Origin of the sequence: Maritimibacter dapengensis (assembly GCF_019218265.1) — a bacterium.
Taxonomy (GTDB): Bacteria; Pseudomonadota; Alphaproteobacteria; order Rhodobacterales; family Rhodobacteraceae; genus Maritimibacter; species Maritimibacter dapengensis.
On record NZ_JAHUZE010000003.1, the window covers coordinates 298,259 to 315,697 of the forward strand.

Below are 17,439 nucleotides of genomic sequence, written 5' to 3' on the forward strand. Positions count from 1 at the left end.
ATTATCCGCGAGTCAATGACATTATGTCGCACCCAGAACGCGGCGAATTCCGTCCGCGACATCGGCCTTGGCCCGTGCTCCGTCCCACTTGCGCGCATCCACCATGTCGGCATGTATTTCGACCACCTCGACCCCGGCTTCCCGCAGGTCTTCGGTGATGAAGTTGGTGGCATAGCCGGACTGACGGTCAGCCTCGGGCACCAGAACGACCGCGAGGTCGATCCGGTAATCACGCGCCTGTTTTACCAGCCACGCATTCGCCCAGGGCGCTTGGTGCAACTGCTCGTTCATCGTCACGACGCGAGCGGCGAGCGCGCGCAGATAGTCGCCCTTTGAGCGACGGACATAACCGTCGGCAGCGAAGGGGAGATACATCGACCACGCAAAGACCGCCCCAAATTCGTCCTCGAACGCGGTGTAGAACCTGGTGTCGAACCACAGCCCTGCGCCGATCCACATCATGCGCACGCGTTCGTCGTCCACCACCGCCCGTCCGGCCTCGATCCGTTCGCCCACAGCGTCGCGAAACCTCCCGGCATGGGCGACGGCCCAATCCGAACCTCGGTGCCACTGCGGGATCATCACGTTCGGGATCTGCTCACCAATGCGCACAGGCATCCGCTCGGCCCCAGCGATCATCCTGCTCGCCTCTTCGAAGATCAGCTCCTGCGTCTCGATTTCTTCCATGTAAGCGCCAAAAGCCTCGTGGTCGAAATCCCGCCCGGTGATCTCCTCGACCTGGCCGATAAGGTCCCTGATTTGCGACTGCATGAGGTCAAGCCGCTCGGTGCCATAAAGCCTCTCCCAATCGTCCCGTGCCAGGTCCCACCAGGGGTTCAGGTTCTCAGGCGGGGCAGGACAGTGAAGCAGGGCGAGGGGCGCATCGGCTTTGTCCGCATACAATTGGAACAGACGCTGCTGGTCGTCGGAAGACTGGCGCGCGCACAAGATCGCCGGGTCCGGCAAGCCGCCCCACGGTTGCTTATCCGGGTCGCCGTCCAGAGCCGAAATCACGCCCATTGCCGAGTATTTCGCGAGGCTGTCGTGAAACCCCATCGCCGCCCCCCGGTCGAGCGTATGGCTTGAAAGTTGCTTGGCCGCGATCACCGATGACCACCACTGGTTCACGACGACCGGCATTTCCATCGCATGAAAAACCTCGTGCGGCGTATCGGCATTGACGAACGCGTATCTGGCGCCGCCCTCGATCTGAAAACGAAGGGATTTGACCCAGTCGCGCTGATACGCCATCGCGTCGGCGGAAATGGAAAGCGGTTCATAGGTCATCCGATGCCCTCCCCAATCGGCAGATCGGCCCTTTCTGGCCAACGCGGCAGGAAGCCCAGATCGGTAAACCCGACACCCCGCGACAAACACAGGTCGCGCACTTGCGGCATCAACCATCCCCACAGATCGTCGTTCGGATCCACCTGCCAGACCACGCGGTCGATGCGATGAGTGACCAATGTGTTTCCGATGGCCTGCCCGAAGATCGGCTTGGGTTGACGTGCGGCGAAAGGGTTCGCAGCCTGCGCCGCAAGCGCCGCATCCAAGCCATTGCCCCGCGCGGCTTCCGCCTGATCAAGCGCCTGCTGGTCCAACGCGAGCACGCCGATCCCGTCCAGCGCGGCATGGAGCGTCGCGTTGCCGAGGGGAGCGCCCAGTAAGGCAATCCGTTCACCTTCGCGCGCACGCGTCGAGATCGCCGTGTCTTCACCCGTGGACAGCGCGGCCCGCGCCTCGAACGCAGCAGCACTGGTGATTTCGCCGTTGGTTTGCGCCGCGATCAAGGCGTCCAATTCCTCGGCCATCGACCCGACCGCCGCATCTGCCACCCACCCAAGTCGGCCCAGCGTATCGGCCAACCGGGACAGTTCCGCCCGGTTGAACCTATCCGCCGCCGGATGATCGGCAGGTAAGATGTTGAGCATGATCGGCGCTGGCGCAGTCGTGGGTATGACGCCACGCCGCCGCAGTTCGAATGCGTATTGGCAGGAAATCATCGCCCCCGGACTTTCGCGCAGAAAAATGATTGCGGCCATATCATCGAACGCGCCGGTCGACATGCCGCGCAGCACCGATTTGGCGAAAGGGTCAAGGAAGGGTTCGAGATACCGATCGACCGGTGTGCCCGGTTCCGCGCTGTTCAGCGTTATATCGACCGGTCGAAGTCCGATCGCCGCAAGGACGCCGTATGGAACGCCGAAGCCGAAAACACCGATGCGCACGATTTCCTCCCTCACCAGATCGTTCACTAAATGAACCACCATGACCCGTCAACGCCCCGCCAGTAACCGGTGTCGTCCGTGACAGGTCATGCAGAACGGATCAGGTTGCACCCCGGCACTTTGGCGGAACGCCCTGTTCGGAAACAGTTGCGGATATCGAGTAATCGTCGACGAGGTGAGACAGAGTTGCGCCTATTGCGCCTAGATGAACGTCCACGGCGCGAGAGACGGAACTTTGACGGCGGACAATGGGACCTGCTGAAGATGGTTCCGCATGTCATTGAACAACCAATGTCCGTAGGGGATCATGCCCCGGGTCGCCCCTCCGGCCTTCGGAAATTCTTGTGCCGCCCCTTTCGGTGCCGCATTTTCATTCGCCGCGATGCGCGACCCGCGTGGTGCGACGCCGGTCACCACCATGGCGAGCGCAATCGAATCGCCCAGGAACACCGACAGGTCAACGGTCACAATGCCGGATTCGTGCTTCAGGAACACCCTGAGAGCGGACTGCGTATTTCTCATCGGCCAACCCCCCTCTCGGACTCATCAATTCGGCTAGGCATGGTGAAGACCTACCTCTGGCCTTGGGCAAAAAGATGATGTGAGTTTGCCGAAGTCGGGGCAGACAGCTCGGCGCACCATGTCCGCATCCTGGTGGACGGACTGGCTGTTGGTCGTCTGCGCAGTGTTGCGAGGGTGACGGGACTACGCGCCGATCTGTTGTCGATTCTGCGGGGAACTTCTCGCGAACGATGTCGCGTCGTCCCGGATTGTGCCGGAATCCTCTACAAATCGACCGTTTTTCGCATCGTCGTTCGTCAGTTTGGGCGACAAACGCCGTTCGCAGCGAAACAGTGAGTTTCGAATTCTGGTGGTTCTGAAAATGGCAAGAATGTGTCCACAATGCGGTGGGTTTGAGGAAAGGGGTTTGCCATGTTCGGCAACAAAACGAATTTACACACCATCATCGCGACGATGGGAATCACATTACTTGCCGGTTCCGCTTCTGCGGCACCGATCTCATTGGTCTACAACGGAACGGATGTCGCGCCCGGCGACCGGGAAATCGTGACATTCTCGACGGCTCCCGTAAGCCAAGGGACCCGGGCATATGCCTACGGCTTCAACATGTCCGATGTCTCTACACCGAGCACGCTCGGCGATTTCATGGCGTGGTGCCTCGACATCGGCAGCTACCTGTCGACGTCTTCGACTGCTGGCCGTCCGTACACGACGACCGATGCGCCGTTCAGCAACAGCTTCGGCGTGACGAAGTCGCGGATCCAATCTGTCTTCGACGCCAATTTCGCAAGTGTCGACACTTCGGATGGCAAACAGGCCGCCGCGTTCCAGGTCGCGCTCTGGAACATGGTTTATGATGACGATGCCGACGCAGGAAGTGGCACCTTCGCCGTGACCGCCGATTCGGGCGTCATGTCACTCGCGAACGACTATCTGGCCGAAGCAGCGAGCTTCACGGGGGACAAGGCATACCGCCTCACGTTCCTCGAGAGCACGCCTGGCCGCTACGAGAAAAAGTATCAGAACCTCGTGACGATCGCGCCGGTTCCGATCCCTGCGGCAGGTGGATTGCTCATCATGGCGCTCGGCGGGCTGGGTTTTGCGTCACGGCGTCGCAAATCCAATTGACCTAAGGGGGCATTTTTCAGGTCGCACCTTTTTTATCACGTATCAGGAGCCTGCAGCACACCCGGTGTTGCAGGCTTTTTTCATGTCTCGAGAAACCTTCCTGCAACAAAAAGAAAATTCGTTTCGCCCGCGCCGTCGGACCGCTTCAAAAATGCGTAGTTGAATCTGCACTGCTATTTCACTAACTCATGAGTTAGTCAAAGGAGCGCAGTCAGAACATGCCGAAACTTCATGCCGCCCTTGCGATGGCCCTTCGTGACCATGGTGTGAAAGACCTCTTCGGAGTCTTGGGTGATGCGAACGCTTATTTCGTCGACGCTTTCTCGCGCCTTGATGGTACGCGCTACACAAGCGCGGCGAACGAAAACGGCGCTGTTCTTATGGCGATCGGTTACGGGATGGTGACCGGCGACGTGGGGTTCGCGACCGTCACACATGGCCCCGCCCTCACCAACTGCGTCACGGCTTTGACCGAGGGAGTTCGCTCCAATACGCCTATCGTTCTGATGTGCGGGGACACCCCGACCAATGATCGCGAAAACCTCCAGAACACGGACCAGAAAATGGTCGTGCTTGCGGCCGGCGCAGGTTTCGAGCAGTTACGCGAACCAGAAACTGCTCTTGAGGATCTCGCCCGCGCCGTGCGACGCGCGAAAGCCGAACGCCGCCCCATCGCGTTCAATATGCCTGCGGATTTTCAATGGCAGGACGTCGATCCCCAAGACCATCGCTGGGATTTGCCCGATCTTGGACCTACGGTGATTGAAGGGCCTGCACTCGACAACGCAATCGGCATAATCGCGGCGGCACGCAGGCCCGTGCTTCTTGCAGGACGCGGTGCGATAGACGACGCGTCTCGTGCATCCCTTCTCCGTCTCGCCCGCAGGCTCGATGCGCCTTTGGCCACGACGATGCGGGCGAAAAACCTGTTTCGGGATGAAGACCACGTACTCGGCGTTTGCGGCACGGTGTCTACACCACAGGCGACCGAGGTGCTCATGAGCGCGGATTGCCTCATCGCATTCGGTGCTTCGCTCAATTTTCATACGACGGGCGACGGTGGCTTCGTGGAGGGAAAGCGCGTGATACAAGTCATGGATCGCGCGCAGGATCTTGGGACCGGAGTTGTCGCTGACGTGTCGATCCTCGGACAGCCCGCGTCGGTTGCGAATACGTTCCACCATTGGCTCGATGAGGCCGAAGTTCCCGGATCGGGGTTTACAGCCGACATACCGGCACGCGGCCTCGACAAACCCCCAACGCCGAAACAGACCAAGCCCCGTGAGGGCACGGTCGATTTTCTGAGCACGCTATCGCGTCTGAATGAAATACTGCCCGCGGATCGAACAATCGTGACGGATGCCGGGCGGTGGATGGTCAAGAGTTACGGCTTCCTCACCGCACCCGGTCCGCGCGACATGGTCACGTCGGCGAGTTACGGAGCGATCGGTCTGGGCCTCGCCACCGCCATCGGCGCAGGCGTGGCGAACCCATCCCGGCCTACGATCCTGTTCAACGGTGACGGTGGTTTCATGCTCGGCAACCTTGGCGAGTTTCATTCAGCGGTGCGGGCCGATCTGGATCTGATCATCGTGCTATTCAACGACGGCAGCTATGGCGCCGAGCACATCCAGTTCCGGGACAAGCAGCTCGACCCGGCCATCACCCTCTTCGACTGGCCCGAGTTTCTGCCTCTTGCCCGCGCGCTTGGCGGCGACGGAGTCACGATTACGACTGCCGCCGATCTGGACGCGCTGTCGCGAAAGATCGAAGCCCGGGACCGAACACGGCCTTTCCTGATCGACGTGAGACTCGACCCGGATCATGTGGCGATGTGGTAGCGTATTTCCCACAATACGGGACAGCTAAAACAATAGCGTCTCACAGAATGGGCTGAAAATGGCACCGACTTTTCGAATAATCGTTGATTTATCCGCAAGAATCTCTGAATCTCCAAGACTAAGCAGTGTGTATTGATTACTTATCTTGTCCCACAAAGTAGGAGATGTTAACTTTTCACAATCGCAGCGTCATGCTGCGCCAAAAAAAACGCCGGACACGGCGCAGGGAGGAAAAAATGAAACTCAACACGATACGGACGCGCATGTCCGCAGCCGCGTTGCTTGCCGGCGCAACCATGTTGGCGGGGGCTCAGGCACATGCGCAGGAATGGCTCGACAATCTCGAGCCCATGACACTCAAGCTTGCCGATTTCTCGGGCAATCAGGATGCCAATTTCGGCAAGGCGATGGTCGCTTGGGAGGAGTCGATCACTGAATTCACAGGCGGCAAGATCACGTTCGAGAACTACTGGTCCTCGTCCCTTCTGGGCGCGTTGGACACGTTGTCGGGCGTCGGTGATGGCGTTGCGGATATTGGCCTCATCATCCCATCCTACATGCCGCAGGAATTGCCTGTCGGCTCCTGGCTGTTCGGTATGGGCGCAGCCCTGTCCGGCTCCACCGTCCATGACGTCGCCGCTGGCGGGGCGACTGCTCTGGAAACTGTGCTGACCTTCGAACCACTCACGGAAGAATACGCACGCCACAACGTCAAAGTGCTCCAGGCCACCGCGACGCCCGCCTACAACCTCTTGTGCAACACGCCGATTTCGTCGCCGGAAGAGGCTGAGGGCAAGCGTGCAAGGGCGATCGGCGCCGTCTGGTCGCAATCGGCCGAGGCGCTGGGCATGACGCCTGTCTCGATTGCCTGGGGGGAGGCGTATGAGGGTCTCCAGCGTGGCGTGTTCGATTGCATGGTCATCAACCCGAACCAGTATGCCGATGGTCTTGTCCTGAAGGACGTCGCGCCGGAATTCGTGCCGGTGACGATGGCGCAGCTTCAGGCATCGACCTGGGTGATGAACCTCGAAGTCTGGAACGATTTCCCGAAAGAGCTTCAGGATTTCATCACTCAAGCCAACGTGAAAGCGGCCTATGACATCTGGATGGGCTACATGGAGATCGAGGCAAAGGCCGGCGACCTGATCGCGGCGGGTGAGGAGATCAACACAAATGATGTCTCTACCCTTGAACCAATCGTGCGTGAGCAGCGGGCCAATTACGTGGCCGGACTGGCGGACACCGCGCCGGACGCCGTGTCTGATCCGCAGGCCTTCGTCGACGAATATCAAGCTCGCATCGACTACTGGACCGAGGCGCTTGTGGCAGATGGCTACGAGGTGGCCGAACGCACGCCGGAAGCCATTCTCGAAGCCTTCGCGGGCCTGTCGGACGTCGACCTTTCGAGCTTCTATGAGAAGTTCAATTCCGAGGTCACGCCCGAGTTGATGAAATGAAGCCTCCCCGCTCGTCCCGCGTTTCGCGGGGCGGGCAACCTTTACTTGCCCGCGCGTCCCGCCCGCGCGACACTCGACCGAGATGACCCACGTCGATCACTCCAGCCATAGCTCCCCGCGCCCCGTACCGCGCGCAATTCGTCTAATCGACAGGATTGCAATGGTGCTCGCTATCATCGCGGGAATTGCGCTGGTGCTTCTTGCGCTCAACGTGCTGGTCGACGTGATCGGACGCGCGGCGTTCAACAGGCCTTTCACCGGCACGCTGGAATATACCGAGAATTGGTGGATGCCGACGCTGACGCTTCTTGCCTTCGCGTTCACGGAATACCGGCAGGAACATATCAAAGTGACGATTCTTCTCGACACATTACCCCCGACGATGCGGCGGATCGTCGAAGGCATCTTCGGCGCGATTGCCACGATACTTCTCATCGTCCTCGCCTGGCACGGGCTATCTGAGGCGATGGAGGCCGCTGAATATCGACAGACGACAGCATCAAGCCCACCTGTCGCAATCTGGATGTTCAAGTTCGCGGCTCCCCTCGGCATTCTGGCACTCGCCCTGCAAACGGCGGCGACGAGTTTCCGTTATCTCGCAGGCCATTTGCCCCAGGACCTGACCGGTTCGGCAGGCGAAGCGGCATGACAAGCGAGACCAACACCATACCCCTGCGTACAGGCTCCCGGATTGGCGTCGCGATCTTCGTGATCGGGCTGTTCGTGGCGGCAGGGTCGCTCTGGGGCATGCTCGGGGCGGACCTGCCGAAAGAGATCGTCGGCATCCTGGTCATACTGCTTTCCATCGTGCTTCTGCTCATGGGAATCCCGGTGGGCGTCGCAATGCTCGGCGCGGCGGTGATCGGGCTGTACGCTCTTTCGGGTGGTCGCGTGGTGCGCTCCACGATGGAAAGCGTCGCCTTCGACGCGACCGCGTCATGGTCGCTCTCGGTCATTCCGATGTTCATTCTCATGGGCATGATCCTGTGGAAATCGGGGCTGACGACATCGGCTTTCGGCGCCGCGCGCATGTGGCTTGGATGGATGCCCGGCGGGCTGGCCGTCGCGACCAACTTCGCGGGCGCAGCGCTGGCTGCGAGTTCCGGGAGCACCATCGGCATCACCTATGCGCTCGGGCGTGTCTCGATCCCGGAGATGCTCAGGTCCGGCTATCACCCGCAACTCGCCGTGGGCAGCGTGGCCGCCGCCGGTACGCTGGGTCAGATCATTCCACCGAGCCTTTTGCTTGTGGTCTATGCCGGAGCCGCGTCGCTTCCTGTCGGTCAGCAATTGCTCGCGGGCGTAGTGCCGGGCGTAATCCTCGCGCTCGCCTTTGGGGTAATGATCGTGGTCCATGCGCTCCTGCGCCCCGGCCTTGCCCCGCGCGCGGATCTATCGGACGTGACATGGCCGATGCGCTGGCGCGCGCTGATCGAGGGGCTGCCCATCGCCATCGTGATCATCATCGTGATCGGCGGCCTGTTCGCCGGAATCTTCACCGCCACCGAGGCCGGCGTCTGCGGTATGATCGCGGCCCTGATCCTTGGCGTTATCCACCAGCTTCGTCTGCGGACCCACGTGCGCGAAATCCTCGCCATGCTGCGCGAGGCGCTTATCGGCACCTTGACCGGCACAGCCTCGGTCTTCCTGCTGATCGTCGGCGTCGCAGTCCTGACACGCGCTATGGCATTGAGCCAGGTTCCGAACTTCATCGCGAGCGGTATCGCCGAGATGGGGCTCGGCCGCGTGGAGCTTCTGTTCATCCTGATCGGCGCCTACCTGATACTCGGCATGTTCATGGACACGCTGGCGATGATGCTCCTGACCATCCCGGTCCTGCTCGCACCGCTCGCCTCGGTCGGGGTCGATCCGCTTTGGTTCGGCGTTTTCCTCGTGGTCATGGCCGAAGTCGGACTTCTGACCCCGCCACTTGGCATCCTGACCTTCATCGTCCATCGCATCGCATCAGATCCCGAGGCCAATCTCGGCAAACCCATCTCGCTCGGAACCGTGTTTCTAGGAGTCCTGCCCTTCGCGCTCACTGCGATTGGCGTCGTGATCCTGATGATCCTAATCCCCGACCTTGTCACCTGGTTGCCGGGCGCGAGCACGGGCCGATGACGTCTTGCACCACGACCTATGTCACGTGCAAATGCCCGGACGAAGCGAGGCGACCATGACGGCAACAGAACTCGGACCAAAGAAGGAGCGGCGCGAAGCCTCCGACCGCAGGATGCTGCGCGCCGCGACGACGCTCATCAGCCGAAACGGAATCAGCGGCGCGAAGCTCGCGCAGATCGGCGTTGACGCGGGATATAGCCCGAACCTGCCCGTGCAACGGTTCGGGACGAAGACGGCCCTTTTGATTGCCGTACTGGACGGTATCGAGGAACGCTTTCTCCGGCACGTCGAAACACGTGTGGGCGCTCGACGCGGAGCCGCGGCCCTGGCAGAGCGCATCACGCTCCAGCTCGAGGCCGTGCGCGACATGCCCGAAAGCGCGATCGCGCTCTACCACCTCATTATCGAAAGCACCGGATCCATGCCGGATCTTCGGCCCGGTGTCGTGCGGCTTCAGGCTGCATATCGCGACAATCTGATCATCTATCTTCGACAGGCCGAAGACGCGGACGAACTTGCCCATGGCACCGACGTCGAACAGGCAGCACGCGTCATTTCCGGGGCGATCAGCGGGATGTCGATACAAGCAATCGTGGAAGACCGAACGAAGGCGCTTGGCGATGAAGCCTCAGACCTCGCCACCCTGTTGCTCGCCCCGGTGCTTACTGCGCAGATCCGTTGACCGAGTCCAACCGGGATTCCGTCTCGTCGATTTCTTCCCTCATGATCGTCTTCCAGGTCTCGATCCGGGTTGCATCCACACCCTCGGCGTGGACCGCTATGGAAATGGCAAGCTCTGGTTCATCGCCAAGAGAACGCACCACCGTTCCCAGTCCGTAGATCGAGCGGTACGCCCGCCCGCGACTTTCCGAGAACCCGGTCTCGCGCGCCTCCGCCACGGCCGCCCTGACGGTATCCGCGTCAAGGTTTTCGAAAGACACCAATTCCGGTGCGATGGTTTCGATAACCCTGTCCGATGTTTCATCCGGAAGACCCGCAAGCAAGGCAGTCGCACCCGCGCCAACACCAAGGTATCTTCGTTGACCAACTTCGACAGGGATCACCCGGATCACAGCCCGGCTTTCCGCTTTATGAACACAAACGGCTTCGAACCCCGAGCGCCGCATGAGGTAGGTCGTCACGTTCGACCGCTCGGCCACCCGGTCAACACAGGCGGTCCAGGGCGAGAGCTCGAGAACACGGTCGCTGACCGCAAGCCCCAGTTCGTAGCTCAGCATCCCGACTTCGTAGCGCCGCAACGCGGGATCGTAGGCTGCCAGACCTGTGTCTGCGAGGCTCTTGAGAATCCGGTGCGTGGTCGAGCGTGGCAACCCCACGGCCTCCGAGATCGAGCGCAGGTTGCGCGGCGCGTCACCTGAAACATGCGCGATCTGCTTCAGGATCGAGGCCGCGCGTCGGATCGCCTGCGTTCCATCCTGATTCTCGTCCTTCATGCCCCGTCCTCTTGTGGTTTCGGCCAAGCTACATGCTCTGAGCACGCGCCGCCACCAACTCCGCCGCGCGTTTTCGGAGGTCCGGCTTCTGAACTTTTCCAATCGCATTCATCGGAAGCGCCTCGACATGTTCCAGGTGCTCTGGAAACTTCTGGCGCGCCATACCCGCCTGGTCCAGATACTCGGTCATCGCCGTCATGGAAAAGTCAGGCCTCGCAACGACGAAGGCGACCACCATTTCGCCGCGCGCGGGGTCCGGTGCCCCTACGACCGCGACCGCATGAACATCCGGGTGGGCGAGGATCGCGTTCTCTATTTCGAGCGGGCTGATGTTTTCGCCCTTTCGGATGATGATGTCCTTCTTCCGGCCGGTGACGACGACAAACCGATCATCGACGAGTTGACCGAGGTCGCCCATACGGAAGAACCCATCATCGGTGAAAGCCCCGAGGTCGTGTGCGGGGTCCAAGTATCCAGGGAACATCTGGGGCCCGCGCAAAAGGATTTCCCCGTCGTCGAGCCGAATATCTAACGCCAATTCGCCGTCGGTATCAGCATGGGCCTCGGCAGAAGCCCGGTCGCGGATACCGGGGCAGGCCAGCGGGATCTCGGTCGAGCCATAGGCCCGCGACACGATGGTACCCGGCCAGGCCTCCAGCGCCGCGCGGACCAGCTCCGGCGGCACTGCGGCCCCACCGCATACGAAACGATCGAGAGACTCGAGCGTTCGCCCTGACGCCTTCGTCGCCGACAAGAGCCCCGCCAGAAAAGGCGTGGCCCCCGCCATGAACGTGACCCCCTCCTCCTCGATCCGGGCGGCGGCCAGGTTCGGATCCCAGTGGTCTTCGAGGATCGTTCGGCACCCGGTAATCCACGGAAACTCGAACGCATAAATCGAACCACCGATATGTCCGATGGGGGACGGAACGTAGAGCACATCGTCTGCGCCCATGTCCCAGAAATGCGCCGTGCGCCGCACGACGGCGTCCATGCTGTCATGGGTGTGGATGACCCCCTTGGGCTGGCCGGTGCTTCCCGAGGTGAAAATGATCAGCTTCGCGTCGCGGCTATCCGGCAGTCTCGGTTCGGCAGGAGTCGCACGCACAAGCTGCGAGAAATCTCTGGCACCCTCGCCACGCACCGACAGAACGAACTTTGGCGGCGCGTCGAGCGATGCGACAAGCGCAGCATGGTCGATCTTGCCATCTGCCGGAATAAAAATTGCCTCGACACCGCAGACCGGAAGAATCGCGTTCAACTCGGCCCGGCGGTACATCGGCAAGAGTGGCACCACCCGGTACCCGGTAAGGGCAGCCGCGAGGTTGATGATCGTCGCCTCCCACCAATTCGGAAGCTGGAACGCGATCGCTGCACCCGGCGTCAGCCCAAGCCGGTCAAGCGCCCCGGCCAGAGCGCGGGCCATATCGACCATCTCACGACGAGTCAGTCGTCGCTCGCCTTGACGCAGGACCTCTTGCTCGGGAGCTTCTTCCGCGAGCGCCAGCGCAATCTCACCCAGCGTGGGGCGTCGCTCGGCCCGGTGACGTCCGGCAACGGCAAGCGCGTCCATCCGTCTCGCCAACCTGCCCGGCGCGTCCGTCATGACTTTGCGGATTTCGCAAGGAATGCCTCGACCCGTGCGCGGTGTTCCTCGCTGCGCACGGTCTCGGCTTCCAGCACGAGGCCCGGCGCCATCAACGCTTCCGCGAGACGACGCAATTCCATATTCAAGAGCCGTTTTGTTCCCCGGATTGCCGGTCTCGCTCCGCTGACGATCCGTTCGCAGAATCCGTCCACTGCGGCGTCGAGTTCGCTATCCGGCAGCACATGGTTCACCAAGCCGATCTCAGCCGCAACCTTGGCGTTCAGGATGTCGCCGGTCAGCAGAAATTCCTTGGCGCGATTGAGCCCGATCAAAGCTGGCCAGATCACCGCTCCTCCGTCTCCCGCGACAAGTCCGATCGAGACATGAGGATCACCGATCCTGGCACTTTCTGCTGCGAAACTGACGTCACAGAAAAGCGCGATCGTTGCCCCGAGCCCGATGGCGGGGCCGTTGATCCGGGCGACCACGGGCTTTTCAATGTCCAACAACGTGAGGATAAGTGCCTGCGCCTCATCCATCTCCTGATCGAACAGCGCGGGGTCTTCCATGACGCGGGCCATGCCCTCGATGTCGCCCCCTGCCGAAAACGCGCGCCCCTCGCCGGTCATGACCACCACGTCCGAGTTTTCGTCGTCCCGCGCGTAGGCGAACGCTTCGACGATCTCTCGGTGCATTTGTCCGCCGAAGGCATTGAGCACATCGGGCCGATTCATTGTAATGGTCAGCCGCCGCCCGGATCGTTCGAGCCGCAGCGTCTCAAATTTCGGCGTGTCGTTCATCGGCCTCCCCACTTCGCATCAGCATAGTCGAGAAACGCCTGCGACGCGCCCCCCATCTCTGAGCGCAGGGAACGGGCGCGATACGTCCAGCGGTGCAGCGGATGTTCCAGCGTCAAGCCCATTGCACCGGTGAACTGGTGCAGATCGTAGCCGATCCGCGTAGCCCGTTCCTGAACCGCCCCCAGCGCCAGTGCGGCATCGGCAGGATCGCGGCTCGACGCCGCCCTGAGCGCTAGAAGCTGTGCGGACTCGATCCAGACCGCGTCCTGCGCCAGCCGATGCTGCACGCCCTGAAAGCTGCCCAGCGCCTGCCCGAATTGTTCCCGGTCACGCACATATGCGAGCACCGCCGCCAAGCCGCCTGAAAGCACACCGGCAAGCTCAGAGGCGAGTGCGATTTGCCACAGCGTCCTGACCTCGACCGGGTCGGTGTCGAGCGCGGTCCAATCCGGCGACACGTCTAGACAACCCATCGGATAGGCGAAAAGGCTTTCGACCGCGCGGCACTGCCCCTCGACCGGAGCGACCCGAAGACCTTGGTCGCTGATCGACAAGAGCGTCTTCGCTTGCGGAAGAAAACGGATCGCACCCGGTGCATCATCCACCACGACTGCGAGTGGCCGAGGAACCTCTACCCCGAGGAATGGTCTCACAAGTGCCGAGGCCGCGCATTCGATCACCACCGGCGCTTTCGCGATCTCATGCACCATCATCGCCGCGGCAACCGGGCCAAGGTCCGCCTCACGCGCGGCTTCGAAGAAACCCGCTTCCCCAAGCCGGTCATCGAGTGCTTCACCGTACTCGTAGCGCGACCAGTTCGCTACCGTATGGAACCCGGCAATGCCGTCGTCTTCGAGCAGCCGCGCCAGGACACCGGCAAAGATCGTCTGATCCTGATTGGGTGCGAGCCGCATGGTCAAAGGCCTTTCGGAAGATCGAGGTGCCGCCGCGCCACGATATTGAGCTGGATTTCCGCAGCGCCCGCGGCGATGCCGGTCACGATGGCGCGTTCATGGTGCGACAGAAATCGGGAATGCTCCGATCCCGAAAAACAATCCGGCAGAAAATCCATCCCGAAATCAGTCACCTTGTGATCGGCCTCCACCACAGCGACACGCGCGAGGTTTGCAGCCGTTCCGGGCGCCACGCCACGGGCGCGTTCATCGACGACACGGTAGACCAGCATCCGGGCCGCCTCGCAGGCCGCAGCCGCTTCGGCCGCACGGCTTCGGATCACAGCATTGCCGAAACCACCTCGTCCCTGCAACTCGGCCACCATCGCGTCGAGTTCGCGCGCCGACATCTCATACCGCGGAATCCCGACCCTTTCGTTAGAGAGGGCGTAAGACACGATTGTCCATCCTTCGCCCTCTTCGCCCAAACGGCAGGTTTCCGGCACTCGGACATCGGTAAAGAAAACCTCGTGGATATCGCCATGTCCGATCAGGCTGGGGATCGCGCGGACTTCGATACCGGCCGTATCCATTGGGACAAGAAATACCGCGATGCCCGAACGTCCCTCGCCGGTTCGTGCCAGTAGGAAACAGGTCTCGGCAAGACCGGCGTATGAAGTCCAGATCTTTTGCCCGTTGATGACGTAGTCGGCCCCATCCCGGACCGCCTTTGTGCGCAGCGACGCAAGATCCGACCCCGCCCCCGGCTCGGAAAAACCCTGACACCAGATCGCTCTGCCTTCCGCCATCTGAGGCAGATACCTCTGTTTCTGATCGTCCGATCCAAATCGCATAATAACCGGGCCGATCCAGTTGACGTTCATGTATTGCCCGCCGCGCGGCTCACCCGCCGCCCACATCTCTTCACCGAGAATAAAGTGCTCCCACGTCGGACGATCCCTGCCGCCCCATTCCTCGGGCCAATGCGGGACCAGCAGACCGGCTTCTGCCAGCTTCGGGCAAAAGGACAGGCTGAACTCGGTCTGTTCGTGCGAACCGGGTCCGTGGCGTGCTATATCAGACCAGTCGACCGGCAATTCGCGGTCGAGGAAGCGGCGCACTGTCATGCGGAACGCGTCGCTCTCCTCGGTCCACGCGAAATCCATACTGCATTCCTCCCATATTGTGAGACACCACGTCGTGCCGCACACTATCAGAAAATGGCGCTGGTGTTTGGCACTGTCAACACTGCACAGCTTGACCACGCCAATTTCATAGGTGTAGCTTGGCAGCAATCGGTGGCCAAAGGGTCGGAAGGCCGATCCGGATTGCCATATCACAATATGGAACAGCGATGATGGGGGGGAGCGCATGGACCTGACAGCGACGCAGCAAGACGAGGCGTTTCGTGCCCGCGCCCGCGACTGGCTTTGCGCGAACCGCCCCGCTGAACCCGCCCCGTACGACGGTCCTGTCTCACGCACATACGCGACCGACTGGCTCGCGCGCTGCCACAAGGGCGGATGGTCCGGGCTCGCCTGGCCAGAGGCTTACGGCGGACAAGGCCTTCCCCCGGCCCGGCTCATGCTCTGGTATGAGGAATACGTCCGCGCCCGAGCACCCTCGACCCTCGATTGCACCTTTGTCGCGTTGAACCACGCAGGCCCTACCCTGATCGCACGCGGCACGGATGCTCAGAAGGCGTTCCACTTGCCTCGGATTCTCGGAGGCCGCTCGATCTGGTGTCAGGGCTTTTCTGAACCAGGCGCGGGGTCGGACCTTGCCGCCTTGCGCGCCACGGGCCGCGTTGAGGGCGACGAACTCGTTGTGAACGGGCAGAAGATCTGGTCGAGCTATGCCGACATCGCGGACTACCAGGAGCTCTTGATCCGCACAGACCCGGGCGCATCCCGTCACCACGGGCTCTCTTGGGTCATTTGCGACATGAGCCTACCCGGTATCACCGTGCGCCCGATCAAGAATATCGCGGGCGTCACGCATTTCGCTGAAGTGTTCTACGACAATGTCCGCATCCCTCTTACCGAAGTCGTCGGCGATCTGAATGATGGGTGGTCGGTCGCCATGACCACGCTCGCGTTCGAGCGGCGGACCGCCGCGCTCGCACTCCAGGTTGAATTGTCGGTGAAGGTGGAAGACCTGATCCGGCTGGCCGATGCGCCCGCAGGTTCTGCCACATCCGCGCGTCTTTCAGACCTCCGGGCCGAAGCCGCCGCCTTGCGCGCGATGACGTGGCGCACAGCGCTGCGTGAGCCGGACACGCCCTTCGATGGCTCTCTCGTTCGCCTGGCCTTCGCCGAGCTCGCACAAGAGATCCACCGCGCCGCAATGGACATACTCGGGCCCGCTGCCCTCGCCGACCCGCGCTGGTCGCACGACTATCTCGAAAGCTTTTCCGAGACGATCGCGGGCGGTACGGCCGAAATACAACGCAACATCATTGCAGAGCGTATCCTTGCAATGCCGCGGGAGCCACGGGCATGAGCTTCGATCTAACACCGAGCGACGATCTGCGCCAAATCCTCGACGCAGCGCAGACCATGCTGGACACGCATTATCCTGTCGCGCGGCTGCGGGATGGGTCTGATGACAGCCTCGCGGCGTTGGACGAATTCGGCGCCTTCGATCTTGCCCGACCCGACACCGAAGGTGGTGCCGGCTTCACTCTGGTCGAAGAGGCGCATCTGCATGTCGCCTTGGGCCGCCACCTCGCCCCGCCAGCAGCCCTCGCCACCGCCATCGCGCGGCGCATCGACCCGACTGCGACCGCTGCGCTCGGTTTTTCGCAAGAAGATGCGTGGCTTTGGCTGCCTCAACCAGACACCGCACAGGCGCTGATACGCGTCGGAAACGGTCTGACGCTCGCACCCGCCAAGGCGACGGAAACGACCCCGGCACTCGGTGGCACTTATGCCTTCGCAAAGGCACCGCCTTCACAAAATGCGCGACGGGCCGATGCCGCGACGCACCTCGTCGCGCAGGTTTTGACATCGGCGCAGCTATTGGGTGTCGCGATAGGCGCACGCGACCTTGCCTTGGCCTACGCCCGGGACCGCGAGCAATTCGGACGCCCGATCGCCAGCTTTCAGGCAATCAAGCACCGGGCCGCCGACATGAGCATCGGGATCGAGAAAGTGTCCGCGCTTCTCGATATGGCCGCGATCGCGACACGTGACGCGTCACCCGACGCGGGATTCCTGTGCTCAGCCCTCGCCCGGCTCGCGCCACGTACCACGGTGGAAACGGCCCGAGGCGCGATCCAGATACATGGCGGGATCGGCTTCTCTGCCGAGGCCGATGCTCACCTGTTCCTCAAGAGAGCGCACATCCTGCGCGCGTTTCTCGGACCCGACGATATGCTCGAACACAAGGCCCCCCTCGCCCCCTACTGA

16 protein-coding genes are annotated in these 17,439 nt (G+C 61.8%); 8 read left to right on the forward strand and 8 right to left on the reverse strand.

Translation table 11 applies throughout. From position 1 onward, the window contains the following. Positions 1 to 21: 21 nt before the first annotated feature. The 3 genes from KJP28_RS13640 to KJP28_RS13650 all read right to left on the reverse strand — a co-directional run bounded on the left by KJP28_RS13640 (position 22) and on the right by KJP28_RS13650 (position 2,750). The gene (locus KJP28_RS13640; RefSeq protein WP_218393173.1) at positions 22 to 1,287 is read right to left on the reverse strand and encodes a 2-hydroxyacyl-CoA dehydratase; all 1,266 of its coding nucleotides are present in this window, start codon (positions 1,285 to 1,287) and stop codon (positions 22 to 24) included. After that, positions 1,284 to 2,228, reverse strand: coding sequence for a hypothetical protein (locus KJP28_RS13645; protein WP_218393174.1), 945 nt, complete (start codon positions 2,226 to 2,228; stop codon positions 1,284 to 1,286). The genes KJP28_RS13640 and KJP28_RS13645 overlap by 4 nt, the downstream gene beginning before the upstream one ends. Positions 2,229 to 2,429: 201 nt before the next feature. Beyond that, entirely contained in the window at positions 2,430 to 2,750 is a 321-nt protein-coding gene (locus tag KJP28_RS13650; RefSeq protein ID WP_218393175.1) for a hypothetical protein, read from the reverse strand. 411 nt (positions 2,751 to 3,161) lie between these two features. Here KJP28_RS13650 and KJP28_RS20005 point away from each other — a divergent pair, with 411 nt between their 5' ends. The 6 genes from KJP28_RS20005 to KJP28_RS13680 all read left to right on the forward strand — a co-directional run bounded on the left by KJP28_RS20005 (position 3,162) and on the right by KJP28_RS13680 (position 9,979). After that, a complete protein-coding gene (locus tag KJP28_RS20005; protein ID WP_255552387.1) occupies positions 3,162 to 3,878 on the forward strand; it encodes a VPLPA-CTERM sorting domain-containing protein in 717 nt (238 codons plus the stop codon). 218 nt (positions 3,879 to 4,096) lie between these two features. Next, positions 4,097 to 5,719 (forward strand): thiamine pyrophosphate-binding protein, encoded by a 1,623-nt coding sequence (locus KJP28_RS13660; protein WP_218393176.1) that lies wholly within the window; start codon positions 4,097 to 4,099, stop codon positions 5,717 to 5,719. Positions 5,720 to 5,955: 236 nt separating this feature from the next. Beyond that, the gene (locus KJP28_RS13665) at positions 5,956 to 7,176 is read left to right on the forward strand and encodes a C4-dicarboxylate TRAP transporter substrate-binding protein (protein WP_255552388.1); all 1,221 of its coding nucleotides are present in this window, start codon (positions 5,956 to 5,958) and stop codon (positions 7,174 to 7,176) included. Between the two features lie 160 nt (positions 7,177 to 7,336). Next, complete coding sequence (locus tag KJP28_RS13670; protein WP_255552389.1) at positions 7,337 to 7,825, forward strand: TRAP transporter small permease subunit; 489 nt, start codon at positions 7,337 to 7,339, stop codon at positions 7,823 to 7,825. After that, the gene (locus tag KJP28_RS13675) at positions 7,822 to 9,297 is read left to right on the forward strand and encodes a TRAP transporter large permease (RefSeq protein ID WP_218393178.1); all 1,476 of its coding nucleotides are present in this window, start codon (positions 7,822 to 7,824) and stop codon (positions 9,295 to 9,297) included. The genes KJP28_RS13670 and KJP28_RS13675 overlap by 4 nt, the downstream gene beginning before the upstream one ends. A 55-nt stretch (positions 9,298 to 9,352) precedes the next feature. After that, positions 9,353 to 9,979, forward strand: coding sequence for a TetR/AcrR family transcriptional regulator (locus KJP28_RS13680; RefSeq protein ID WP_218393179.1), 627 nt, complete (start codon positions 9,353 to 9,355; stop codon positions 9,977 to 9,979). Here the strand turns inward: KJP28_RS13680 and KJP28_RS13685 are convergent. Genes KJP28_RS13685 through KJP28_RS13705 form a run of 5 tightly spaced genes read right to left on the reverse strand, consistent with a single transcriptional unit; the run spans position 9,960 to position 15,195 of the window. Then, positions 9,960 to 10,751: an IclR family transcriptional regulator gene (locus KJP28_RS13685; RefSeq protein ID WP_218393180.1), complete on the reverse strand. Its 792-nt coding sequence runs from the start codon at positions 10,749 to 10,751 to the stop codon at positions 9,960 to 9,962. The two genes, KJP28_RS13680 and KJP28_RS13685, sit on opposite strands and share 20 nt — an antisense overlap. A 28-nt stretch (positions 10,752 to 10,779) precedes the next feature. Beyond that, positions 10,780 to 12,321, reverse strand: coding sequence for an AMP-binding protein (locus KJP28_RS13690; RefSeq protein ID WP_255552391.1), 1,542 nt, complete (start codon positions 12,319 to 12,321; stop codon positions 10,780 to 10,782). A gap of 29 nt (positions 12,322 to 12,350) precedes the next feature. Beyond that, the gene (locus KJP28_RS13695; protein WP_255552392.1) at positions 12,351 to 13,136 is read right to left on the reverse strand and encodes an enoyl-CoA hydratase/isomerase family protein; all 786 of its coding nucleotides are present in this window, start codon (positions 13,134 to 13,136) and stop codon (positions 12,351 to 12,353) included. Beyond that, entirely contained in the window at positions 13,133 to 14,050 is a 918-nt protein-coding gene (locus KJP28_RS13700) for an acyl-CoA dehydrogenase family protein (RefSeq protein ID WP_218393183.1), read from the reverse strand. The genes KJP28_RS13695 and KJP28_RS13700 overlap by 4 nt, the downstream gene beginning before the upstream one ends. Positions 14,051 to 14,052: 2 nt before the next feature. After that, complete coding sequence (locus tag KJP28_RS13705; protein ID WP_218393184.1) at positions 14,053 to 15,195, reverse strand: acyl-CoA dehydrogenase family protein; 1,143 nt, start codon at positions 15,193 to 15,195, stop codon at positions 14,053 to 14,055. A 205-nt stretch (positions 15,196 to 15,400) separates the two neighbouring features. Here KJP28_RS13705 and KJP28_RS13710 point away from each other — a divergent pair, with 205 nt between their 5' ends. Next, on the forward strand, positions 15,401 to 16,531 hold the full coding sequence (locus KJP28_RS13710; protein ID WP_218393185.1) for an acyl-CoA dehydrogenase family protein: 1,131 nt from the start codon (positions 15,401 to 15,403) through the stop codon (positions 16,529 to 16,531). Beyond that, a complete protein-coding gene (locus tag KJP28_RS13715; RefSeq protein ID WP_218393186.1) occupies positions 16,528 to 17,439 on the forward strand; it encodes an acyl-CoA dehydrogenase family protein in 912 nt (303 codons plus the stop codon). The genes KJP28_RS13710 and KJP28_RS13715 overlap by 4 nt, the downstream gene beginning before the upstream one ends.

Coding starts and splice junctions, on each gene's coding strand:
- KJP28_RS13640 (WP_218393173.1), bottom strand. CDS start 1,287: ATGACCTATGAACCGCTTTCCATTTCCGCCGACGCGATGGCGTATCAG.
- KJP28_RS13650 (WP_218393175.1), bottom strand. CDS start 2,750: ATGAGAAATACGCAGTCCGCTCTCAGGGTGTTCCTGAAGCACGAATCC.
- KJP28_RS20005 (WP_255552387.1), top strand. CDS start 3,162: ATGTTCGGCAACAAAACGAATTTACACACCATCATCGCGACGATGGGA.
- KJP28_RS13660 (WP_218393176.1), top strand. CDS start 4,097: ATGCCGAAACTTCATGCCGCCCTTGCGATGGCCCTTCGTGACCATGGT.
- KJP28_RS13665 (WP_255552388.1), top strand. CDS start 5,956: ATGAAACTCAACACGATACGGACGCGCATGTCCGCAGCCGCGTTGCTT.
- KJP28_RS13670 (WP_255552389.1), top strand. CDS start 7,337: ATGGTGCTCGCTATCATCGCGGGAATTGCGCTGGTGCTTCTTGCGCTC.
- KJP28_RS13675 (WP_218393178.1), top strand. CDS start 7,822: ATGACAAGCGAGACCAACACCATACCCCTGCGTACAGGCTCCCGGATT.
- KJP28_RS13680 (WP_218393179.1), top strand. CDS start 9,353: ATGACGGCAACAGAACTCGGACCAAAGAAGGAGCGGCGCGAAGCCTCC.
- KJP28_RS13685 (WP_218393180.1), bottom strand. CDS start 10,751: ATGAAGGACGAGAATCAGGATGGAACGCAGGCGATCCGACGCGCGGCC.
- KJP28_RS13690 (WP_255552391.1), bottom strand. CDS start 12,321: ATGGACGCGCTTGCCGTTGCCGGACGTCACCGGGCCGAGCGACGCCCC.
- KJP28_RS13695 (WP_255552392.1), bottom strand. CDS start 13,136: ATGAACGACACGCCGAAATTTGAGACGCTGCGGCTCGAACGATCCGGG.
- KJP28_RS13700 (WP_218393183.1), bottom strand. CDS start 14,050: ATGCGGCTCGCACCCAATCAGGATCAGACGATCTTTGCCGGTGTCCTG.
- KJP28_RS13705 (WP_218393184.1), bottom strand. CDS start 15,195: ATGGATTTCGCGTGGACCGAGGAGAGCGACGCGTTCCGCATGACAGTG.
- KJP28_RS13710 (WP_218393185.1), top strand. CDS start 15,401: ATGGACCTGACAGCGACGCAGCAAGACGAGGCGTTTCGTGCCCGCGCC.
- KJP28_RS13715 (WP_218393186.1), top strand. CDS start 16,528: ATGAGCTTCGATCTAACACCGAGCGACGATCTGCGCCAAATCCTCGAC.